Here is an 8839-nt window from a genome sequence, read left to right as displayed (position 1 = left end):
CCGCCTTGCCCCCCGCTTTGGCGTGCGTGTGTGTGCACCCCCCCCCAAACCTTTGCGGGGGGGCCCCGGGTGTTGACCGCGGCCACCGCCCGAAGCAATTCGACGGCGAGGAAAGCGAAAGAACTTAGTTCATTGCAGGAAGTTGAGAAGGAAGCCCCTTCATGGCCTCACCGAGATGAACGCTAGCACTCAGCCTGGGATCACGTCGCGCAGATTTTCGAGGGTGATGACCTCGGAGTCCGAGTGCAGACCCTCGGGACGTTCGAGACCGATGTAGAGCACGGGCTCGTCCGGGACCGGCCCGCCGTCCCACAGGTCCACCACCGTGGAGTCGCCGGACATCAGGTCCACGAGGTAACTCACCGTCAACTGTTCACGCTCCACGAGTGCGCGTACCACCTTGGCCACCGACACCTGGTTCTCCTCGACGCGGTTGGCCGACGAGATGCCCTTCAGGTACAGGTGCAGCCACTTCGCACGCCACCGGCCGTCGTCCTCCCTACGGAAGACCAGCGGCAGCGCCACTCGGCCCACTCCGCGAAGCTCCGACTTCATTCGCACCGTGCGCGGCTCGAACGGCCGACCCCGCTGCTCACCGTCTCGCAGCATGAAGCCGAAGAACGACTCGGCGACTTCCTCGAAGCCCTCACCGGCGTAGATGTTGACCTGTGGAACGACGAACGTGCTGCGTACCCGGCCCAATGACACGTTGATGAATTCCGAGGCTCCCTCGGGCGCTTCGGTGACATCGCCCGAGTGCTCAGCTCCGGCAGCCGTGAGCGATGTGTAGGAGAGCCAGGTGTCAGTGCTGTAGTCGGCATTGAGAAGCAGCGCCGAGAGGTCGTAATCGGTCCGCTTCCCGGTCTCCTTCCAGTACACGAAGAACCGCAGCTGTTCGCCGTCGACCGTGGAGCGTGAACCGCGCGGCAGGACGCCGAGCCCTGCCGTGGCCGCCCTGCCGCTGAGCGGGAGCGCCACGTCGAGGACGTCGGGGTCGAGCAGCAGCCGGCGTGGTGCCGGGAGCCGGCGGCGCATTTCGGCGTCCAGCGCGCTGATCAGACGGTCGCGGTCGGCGGCGGGGACGGCCGGCCGGACGTCAGGGGTCACCCAGCCACGGCCGCGGCTGTTGATGAAGATGCGGGCTTCGCCTGCCTCCCGTTCCCGGTTGTGGAAGTGCTCGCGGACGGAGAGCACGACCCGGCCGGAGACCTCGGGGGCGACCCGCACCGCAGCCGCCACCACCGCATCCCGCTCCCCCTGGTCGGCGGCGGTACGCAGCAGGAGGTCCAGGGAGCGGAACAGCTTGCCGGGAGCGGACTGCAGCAGCCGCACCGCACCGGGGACGTCGAACTCGTCGAGCCGCTTCTCGACACGGCTGTCGAAGGACCGCGCCGACTTCTCGCCCCGCGCCACCGCGAACACGTCGGCGGCGTGCGGCCAGCGCGGGTACTCGTGCGGGTGCAGACGCTCACCGAGACGCTTGAACGGCTCCCGGTGGGCGTGCACGTCGGCCAGCTTGGCGGGGTTCGCCGCGATGACGGCGTCGAGGCCCGCGAGCAGCGCACGGCGGGCCGGACGCGACAGAGTACGGAACCGGGTCGGTTCCTGCAGTGTCACGTCGCCGCCCGACAGTGCGCAGGCCAGCCGGAGTACGTCGGTGACGGTGTCCAGCAGGAGGTCCGCACCCACGGCGAGGCGGGCGCCGTTGACGACCGCCCGATTCTCCCGGACCGGGATCGCCTCGGGCTGTGGGCCGAGCGCGCACCGCCCGGCGAGGGCCTTGAGGTCGAGCAGATGCTCCTCACCCAAGGGGGTCGTGGAGCCGGCCAAAGCCAGGTACAGGGCTGTGAGTTCGTCGTCCAGGTCCCGGCCGAGGTGCAGGACGGTCACCCGGTCCCGCGCCGAGGCGATCAGCTCGTCCTGCGCGGCGAGCATCTCCTCGTAGGTGTGCTGGTAACGGCCGTAGGCAGGGAGGCTGAGCAGATCCAGCACCCCGTGCGTCAACTGCGTCAGCACGCTCTCGCGCGACGTCTCGTCGGCGAGCGCCTTCGTCACGCACCGCATCCAGAATTCTTCGGTGTCGGGCACGTTCGCCGGGAAGTCGATGAAATACGAGTTGTGCTGGACATGGTCGCCCACCATTTCGCTCACCGTCCGCAGGGTCCGCCTGGCGGTATGCAGAACGGCGGCCTCGGACAGCCCGGACAGCCGCTCCAGCAGCTGGGCGGACAGCTTGAATCCCACCGATGTCAGCGCCGCGTCGAACTGCCGCGCCACGACGGCCCCTTGACCGGCGGAGCCCCGAGGAGAAGAAAGACGGTGAGTGTGCCGAATGACCAGTGCGTCGAAATCGTGCGCCATTCAGGGATGATCGCAGAGACGTACGAACATACGCACAGGAGTTTTCACGCGGAGGTGTCCGCGTGTCTGAACGGATGGACAGTCACGGTTCCGCCGCCTGCTCCCCTACGGCCCGCACGAGCTTGGCGGCGACCTCTGCGACCTGCGGATCCGTCGCGGTGACGAGCCCCCTGTACACGGCCTGCCCGGCACGTACGGCGTGCTGCGTTTTCGCCTCCCATCCGACCTGTTCCCGGTAGTTGCCGCTGTATTTGGCAGGGGCCGCTTGGACTGCGGCGCTCCATTGCCGCCCGTTGAAGGCGCTCAGTAGAAGTTCAAGCACCTCGGCCCTGCACGTGACGTGAGGGGCACCGGCCAGTTCGATGAGGAAGGGAATCGTGGACGCGGTCGCCTCGTGAACGACGAAACCGAGTTCACAGATGCGGGAGCCGAGTTCGTCCACGGCAAGGCGTGCGGTTTGTTCGTCGGGCCACGCGGCCTTGGACAGCAGAGCCGGAATGTCACGAGCTGTTGCTCCCCCGGCGGCGCCCAGATCACCCCAGTGGATTCGTTGGAGGCCTTTGAGGATGGTTCCCGTGGTGTCTCACCCTCCTCCGTACAAAGGCGGTACGAGTGGGCTCTTCGTCCTTGCGGGTGCCGTCGAACCACCGTCCGACCCTACGGCGCCCGGTCAGCAGGTGGTTCAAGACTTCCGTGGACACGTCCAAGCCGCACACTCGACCAAGGGCCGCAATGATGGAGATGGCGTTCAGGTCACCGTGAAGAGCCCGTCCGGTCTGCTCGGTGACGATCGTCTGTCTGACTTCAAGCGGCGCGCCCCTGACCAGCTCAAGGACCGATTCGACCGGGCTGCCTCGTCCTTTCCCTGCGATGAGCCAGTTCAAGAGCAGGGCAGCATCCGGTGATTGGTAAAGACTCTTAACCACGCAAAGGGCTCACTCCCATTGGTACGGCAGAAACTTTCCATCCAGGGTGATGACCACCCGGTCGCCCGCGGGGTCGGGGACCCGCCGGACGTCGAGTCGGAAGTTGATCGCGCTCATGATGCCGTCACCGCATTGCTCGTGGATCAGTTCCTTGATGGTCGGGCCGTAGAGCTGGACGATCTCGTAGAGGCGGTAGATCGTGGGGTCCACGGGGACGGCGGCGTCCAGCGCTCCCCTGGTCGGCTGGAGCTGGAAGGCGAGGGCGGCGTCCTCGCCGAGTTCGAGCAGGGCCGCCGCCGTGGCGGCCTCGTCCTTGCTCATCGGGTGCTGGCCGAGCAAGGCCGCCGTGGTCCAGGCCGGCGGCCTCCCGACCGCTTCTGCCAATTGGGCCCACGTGACCCCGGTCGTCACCTTGGCCTGGCGTACGGCGTCGGCGGCTTCCTGCTTGCTGAGCATCTGTCTCTCCCTCGACGAGGACGGTTCTGGCCGCGCTTTCAGAGCGGAGGCCACCGCCCGGGCGAAGTCGACGAACATGCACGTCAGCCCCGCCTGAAAGCAGCTCGACAGCGGCCTCCACCCATCACCTCCGGCCCACGCGGTCCGCGCGGTCCGTCACTTGGTGACCGAGTACGAGTGGGCGCCCGTGCCCGCCAGCGCGCCGCCGTCCACGATCAGGTACTCGTCGCGGATCGGGCGGCCCGCGAGCCAGGATTCCAGGATCTCGCGGGTGCCCGCCGCGTAGCGGGCCTGTGCGGAGAGGGAGGAGCCGGAGATGTGCGGGGTCATGCCGTGGTGCGGCATGGTGCGCCAGGGGTGGTCGGCGGGGGCGGGCTGCGGGTACCAGACATCACCCGCATAGCCCGCCAGCCGTCCACTGCGCAGAGCCCGGTCGATGGCGTCCCGGTCGGCGATCTTCGCACGGGCCGTGTTGATGAGGTACGCACCGCGCTTCATCCGGCCCAGCAGTTCGTCGCCGAAGAGTCCTTCGGTCTCCGGGTGGAGCGGTGCGTTGATGGTGACGACGTCACAGTGCGGGACCATGTCGGCGGCGCTCTCGTGGAAGGTCAGGCCCAGTTCGCGTTCGACCGCCTCGGGAAGGCGGTGGCGGTCGGTGTAGTGCAGCTGCACGTCGAAGGGGGCCAGGCGGCGCAGGACGGCCAGGCCGATGCGTCCGGCGGCGACAGTGCCGATATGCATGCCCTCCAGGTCGTAGGAGCGGGCCACGCAGTCCGCGATGTTCCAGCCGCCGTCGAGCACCACCTGATGGGACGGCAGGTAGTTGCGGACCAGGGACAGCGTCATCATCACCACGTGCTCGGCGACGCTGATGCTGTTGCAGTACGTGACCTCGGCGACCGTCACGCCGTGCGCGATGGCCGCGTCCAGGTCGACATGGTCCGAGCCGATCCCGGCCGTGATGGCAAGTTTGAGGTTCGGTGCCGCCGCGATGCGTTCCGGAGTCAGATACGCCGGCCAGAACGGCTGGGAGATCACCACATCCGCGTCGGGCAGCTCCCGGTCGAAGACCGAGCCGTCGCCCTCCTTGTCGGACGTGACGACGAGCCTGTGGCCCGCCTTCTCCAGGAAGCTGCGCAGGCCCAGTTCGCCGGAGACGCTGCCGAGGAGGTGGCCCGGCGTGAAGTCGACGGCCTCGGGAGTGGGCGTGGTCTGACCGCCCGGGTACTGGTCGATCGCGGGGAGGTCGTCACGGGCGTACGTGGTCGGGTATCCGTCGGTCGGGTCGTCGTACAGCACACAGAGCACCTTCGCCATGATCACGGCTCCTCAACTGCGTTGACTGCGAGTGCAGTTCACGATCCATGCAGTCGATTGCCCTGGTCAAAGCGATTCTCGCTATGTCCGTATAGCCGACGGCTATGAGCGGTCGTCACCGATGAGGTACGTCGTACGTCCACAGCAATTCACCCATGCCATTCGAAGGCTGCCGTTCGAGGGCCGCCGTCCGAAGGCTGCCGTCCGAAGGCTGCCGAGCGATGCGACCGGGAGCCGTCGGCCGGTCGCGGCCCGTGAAGCCTACGGACGTGGGCGCGCGGCAGCCCCGGCAGCGGGCTGGTGGCACAGCAGCGCGGCCCACAGGCCGAGGCGGTCGGTGAGGCGGGACAGGTCGCGGTGGGTGAAGTGTTCGACGCGTTGGATGCGGTAGTGGACGGTGTTGACGTGCAGGTGCATCACTTCCGCGGTGCGGGCCCACGAGCAGTCGCAGGCGAGGAAGGTCCGCAGGGTCTGCAACAGCGGGGCAGCGGAGGCGTTCGCGGTGTCGAGGAGGGGGCCGAGAACGGTACGGCTGTAGGCGTTGCGGACCTCAGCGGGCACACCGGTCAGGAGCGTGTCGAGCGTGGTGAGGGTGGTGGCGTCGGTGAGGAGCGAGACACCGGGGGACGTACTCTACGCCGACACCAGGCCGTAACGGGCTTCGGTGAGTGCTCCGGCCAGGTCGCGAGGCCCTGCGGCCGGTGCCCCGGTGCCGCCGTGCAGGGGTATGGAGGGCTCGCACGCGGCGACAAGGGCCCAGACTCCGTCGAGGGTGACGGGTCCAGGGACGACCGCGAATGCCGTGCGGTCCGGCAGTCGGCCCACCGCGGCAGGTCCCGGCCCGGCCAAGTGAGCCACGGCCTCCGCCAGCGCGCCTTCCGTAAGTGCACCTTCCTCCAGCGCACCATCCGCCGGTCCTCCACTCCGGGCACCCGTATTGGCGGTGATCACACGGTACGGGCCCTCGCCGGGAGGCAGCCCGCAGGCTTGCAGGGCAGCCGCCACCGCGGTGTTCTCCGCGTCGGGGCGGGCGAGCAGCGCGCCGAGTTCGTCCGCCCTCCGGTGAGCGGCGGCCCGGCGTCGGGCCTGTGCTTCCCGGCAGCGGCCCAGGATCGCGGCCACCTCGTGCAGCATGCGGGGGGGCGCAGCGTCCGGGTCGTGCACGTAGAGGTACCGGCGTTCGTACGGGGTCGCGGCGGCGTCGGCGATCGGCACCGTAGTGCCGGTGCCGTCCGCCAGGAGTGCGGTGGCTTCGGGAGCGGGAGGGCGGGTGCGCCACCGGTCGCCGCGAACGTGCGGCCGGTGGCGGTGAGGACGTACGCGACTGCCCCCGGTCCGAGGTGGGCGAAGGCGGCGAGGACGGCGTCCGGGCCAGCGTCCTGCGCGACGAGGCGGCTCAGCTGGGCTCGGGCGCCGGCGGGCAGTACGTGGTGTCGGCTCAGCTCGCCCCACTGCTGGAGGTACACCTTGTCGGTGACGGCCCGGAACATGACCTGGGCCGGGACAGCCGCCACCGGCAGGCGGTGCCGTACGCAGGCCTCGATCAGGTCGTCAGGGACAGCGCCGTGTGTCTCCTCCCCGGCCCAGCAGCACGCCGGTGTCGGCGCTGCGCAACCCGGCCACGAACCGGTCCGCCTTGTCCTGTCCGTCCTCTGCGGTCTACCACACCAGTCCGGTGAGCACGGCCTCCCTCGGCCGCACGAAGCGGGCGGGGTCCGTGTCCGCGCAGGCGGTCGGGGTCACCCTCGCCGCCGACGGGCACTTCGGCGGCACGCCCCGCTCGGTCGCCTTCAACGCCCAGTGGTTCCGTCTCGCCGTCGACCCCGGCACCGGCACCGGCACCGGCACCGGCGAGATCCGTATCCTGCGCAGCGTGCACGCGGCCGACGCGGGCAAGGTCATGAACCCGATGCAGTGCCGCGGCCAGGTCGAGGGCGGCGTCGCCCAGGCACTGGGCGCGACCCTCTTCGAACACGTCCGCATCGACGAGCACGGCGCCGTGGAGACGGCCGCGTTCCGCAGCTACCGGCTCCCCCAGTACGCCGACATCCCCCGCACCGAGGTCCACTTCATGGAAACCATCGACGCCATCGGCCCGCTCGGCGCCAAGCCGATGAGCGAGAGCCCCTTCAACCCGGTCGCCCCCGCCTTCGCGAACGCCCTGCGCGACGCGACCGGCATCCGCTTCACCGAACTCCCCCTCACCCGCGACCGGGTGTGGCTCGCCCTCGACGAGAAAGGTGGTGGTCAGCAGCGCATGGACAGCTCGCCCTGCGGCTTGTAGGCGGAACCGCTCAACAGCGGCAGGTTGAGGTAGCCGCTGCCGGGAGCCTGAACGTGGTCCAGGAACTCGCGGTCCTGGTTCTCGTTGTAGATCAGGGCGCCGGACCGCAGCTTCGGCTCGATCACCTTCAGGACGTCCAGGGAGACCTTCGGCTCCCAGCCGTCGATGAGAGCGAAATCGATCTCTTCCGGAGCAGCGGCAAGGGTCTCGCAGGCGTCGCCCTCGAAGAACGTCACATGGTCGGCGAGACCGGCCCGCGCGATGTTCTCTCGCGCCTGCTCGACCTTCTCCGGCACGAGTTCGGCGGTGTACACCCGGCCTCCGCCGCCGTCCCGGACGGCTGCCGCCAGGAAGAGGGTGGAGAAGCCGAGAGAGGTGGCGAACTCCACCACGCGGCGCGCCCGTCCGTGCCGGATCAGCAGATAGAGCTGGTCGCCCTGCTCCGGGCTGAGCGAGAAACCGGTCGCGGCATGGTGGCGCGGGTCGGGATGATGGGCGTACTCGCCCCAGTTGATGCGACGTTCCCGCTCGTAGAGCTCGTCGAGCACCCGGAGGACCCGCTCGTCCTTGATGACCCGGCTGTGGAACGGCGGGCGCTCCACCCACATCGAGTCCGGCTGACGGTCGGTGTCGGGGCGGGGGGTGTCTGCCACCACGCTGTTCCTCCTGAGATCGAAGTTAGCATACCCTAACTTGCGCAGCTCATCGGTGATTTCAGGGGTGGTGGCATACCCGACCGAAGCCCGAAGCCATGCACCACACGATCCCATCCCGCGCCTGCCCTACGGCTCAGCGCGTACTCATGGTGTGTGGCCCGTCAGGTGTGCGTAGACGACGATGTTGTCCGCGTAGTGATTACGGGCCTTGGAGTACGTGCCGCCGCAGGTGATGAGGCGCAGTCCCGCATGGTCGATGTTGCGGTAGACGTCGATGGTCGGGAACTTGTCCTTCGGGTACTGGGCCACGCGGTCGACCGCGAAGTGCGCGGTGGTGCCGTCCTGTCGGGCCACGTCGATGGCGTCGCCGCGTTCGAGGGTGGCGAGGTCGAAGAAGACGGCACGGCTGCCGTTCCAGGTGACATGACCTGCGATGACGGCGGGCCCCTGAGCGCCGGGGGTGGGGCCGGGCGTGTACCAGCCTGTTTTCGCCGGGTCTCGTGGTGTCTCCATGACGTTCTTCTCGTCCAGCCCGAGGCGTTCCAGGGCGGACGACACCTTGATCCCGGGGATCTTCACCCGCACCGGCGGGGAACTGGACAGCGGAGACACCTGGTTCGTCGCCGCGTCGGACCGCGGGGCCCGCTGCCCCGACGCGGAGGACGCCGAAGACGCCGAAGAAGGTGAAGACGGTGAAGAGGAGGATGGGGATGGGGATGACGAGGGCTCGGACACGGCGGGCGGTGCGGGTTCTTGACGTACCGCGCCCAGAGCCAGCAGTGATCCGCCGACCACCAGCAGGGCCGTGGCCGCGATCAGCACGGCTCCCCGCAGGCCCC

8 protein-coding genes and 1 pseudogene are annotated in these 8839 nt (G+C 68.9%); 1 reads left to right on the top strand and 8 read right to left on the bottom strand.

The annotated features are described in order from the left end of the window. Nucleotides 1–189 precede the first annotated feature (189 nt). The 6 genes from ACFVH5_RS42505 to ACFVH5_RS42480 all read right to left on the bottom strand — a co-directional run bounded on the left by ACFVH5_RS42505 (nucleotide 190) and on the right by ACFVH5_RS42480 (nucleotide 6275). Nucleotides 190–2361 (bottom strand): TerD family protein, encoded by a 2172-nt coding sequence (locus ACFVH5_RS42505; protein ID WP_385839041.1) that lies wholly within the window; start codon nucleotides 2359–2361, stop codon nucleotides 190–192. Nucleotides 2362–2443: 82 nt separating this feature from the next. Next, the gene (locus ACFVH5_RS42500; RefSeq protein ID WP_385839040.1) at nucleotides 2444–2803 is read right to left on the bottom strand and encodes a hypothetical protein; all 360 of its coding nucleotides are present in this window, start codon (nucleotides 2801–2803) and stop codon (nucleotides 2444–2446) included. A 493-nt stretch (nucleotides 2804–3296) separates the two neighbouring features. After that, nucleotides 3297–3743, bottom strand: coding sequence for a cyanase (gene cynS / locus ACFVH5_RS42495; protein WP_385839039.1), 447 nt, complete (start codon nucleotides 3741–3743; stop codon nucleotides 3297–3299). A gap of 156 nt (nucleotides 3744–3899) precedes the next feature. Then, the gene (locus ACFVH5_RS42490; RefSeq protein WP_385839038.1) at nucleotides 3900–5060 is read right to left on the bottom strand and encodes an NAD-dependent formate dehydrogenase; all 1161 of its coding nucleotides are present in this window, start codon (nucleotides 5058–5060) and stop codon (nucleotides 3900–3902) included. A 261-nt stretch (nucleotides 5061–5321) separates the two neighbouring features. Next, on the bottom strand, nucleotides 5322–5621 hold the full coding sequence (locus tag ACFVH5_RS42485) for a PucR family transcriptional regulator (protein WP_385839037.1): 300 nt from the start codon (nucleotides 5619–5621) through the stop codon (nucleotides 5322–5324). A 72-nt stretch (nucleotides 5622–5693) separates the two neighbouring features. Next, nucleotides 5694–6275, bottom strand: coding sequence for a hypothetical protein (locus ACFVH5_RS42480; RefSeq protein WP_385839036.1), 582 nt, complete (start codon nucleotides 6273–6275; stop codon nucleotides 5694–5696). A 505-nt stretch (nucleotides 6276–6780) separates the two neighbouring features. On the opposite strand from ACFVH5_RS42480, the pseudogene ACFVH5_RS42475 reads away from it, so the two are divergent. After that, nucleotides 6781–7344 (top strand): annotated as a pseudogene (locus tag ACFVH5_RS42475) (molybdopterin cofactor-binding domain-containing protein); the annotation flags it as partial. Here ACFVH5_RS42475 and ACFVH5_RS42470 read toward each other — a convergent pair. Then, complete coding sequence (locus ACFVH5_RS42470; RefSeq protein ID WP_385839035.1) at nucleotides 7308–8000, bottom strand: O-methyltransferase; 693 nt, start codon at nucleotides 7998–8000, stop codon at nucleotides 7308–7310. The pseudogene ACFVH5_RS42475 and the gene ACFVH5_RS42470 sit on opposite strands and share 37 nt — an antisense overlap. A gap of 144 nt (nucleotides 8001–8144) precedes the next feature. Further along, nucleotides 8145–8834, bottom strand: coding sequence for a class F sortase (locus ACFVH5_RS42465; RefSeq protein WP_385839042.1), 690 nt, complete (start codon nucleotides 8832–8834; stop codon nucleotides 8145–8147). Nucleotides 8835–8839 lie beyond the last annotated feature (5 nt).

The sequence above is a fragment of the Streptomyces sp. NPDC127119 genome, from assembly GCF_042677425.1.
Lineage (GTDB): Bacteria > Actinomycetota > Actinomycetes > Streptomycetales > Streptomycetaceae > Streptomyces.
Note: the sequence above shows the minus strand (reverse complement) of the source record. Positions and strands in the feature narration are given on the sequence as shown.

Coding starts and splice junctions, on each gene's coding strand:
- ACFVH5_RS42490 (WP_385839038.1), bottom strand. CDS start 5,060: ATGGCGAAGGTGCTCTGTGTGCTGTACGACGACCCGACCGACGGATAC.
- cynS (WP_385839039.1), bottom strand. CDS start 3,743: ATGCTCAGCAAGCAGGAAGCCGCCGACGCCGTACGCCAGGCCAAGGTG.
- ACFVH5_RS42505 (WP_385839041.1), bottom strand. CDS start 2,361: ATGGCGCACGATTTCGACGCACTGGTCATTCGGCACACTCACCGTCTT.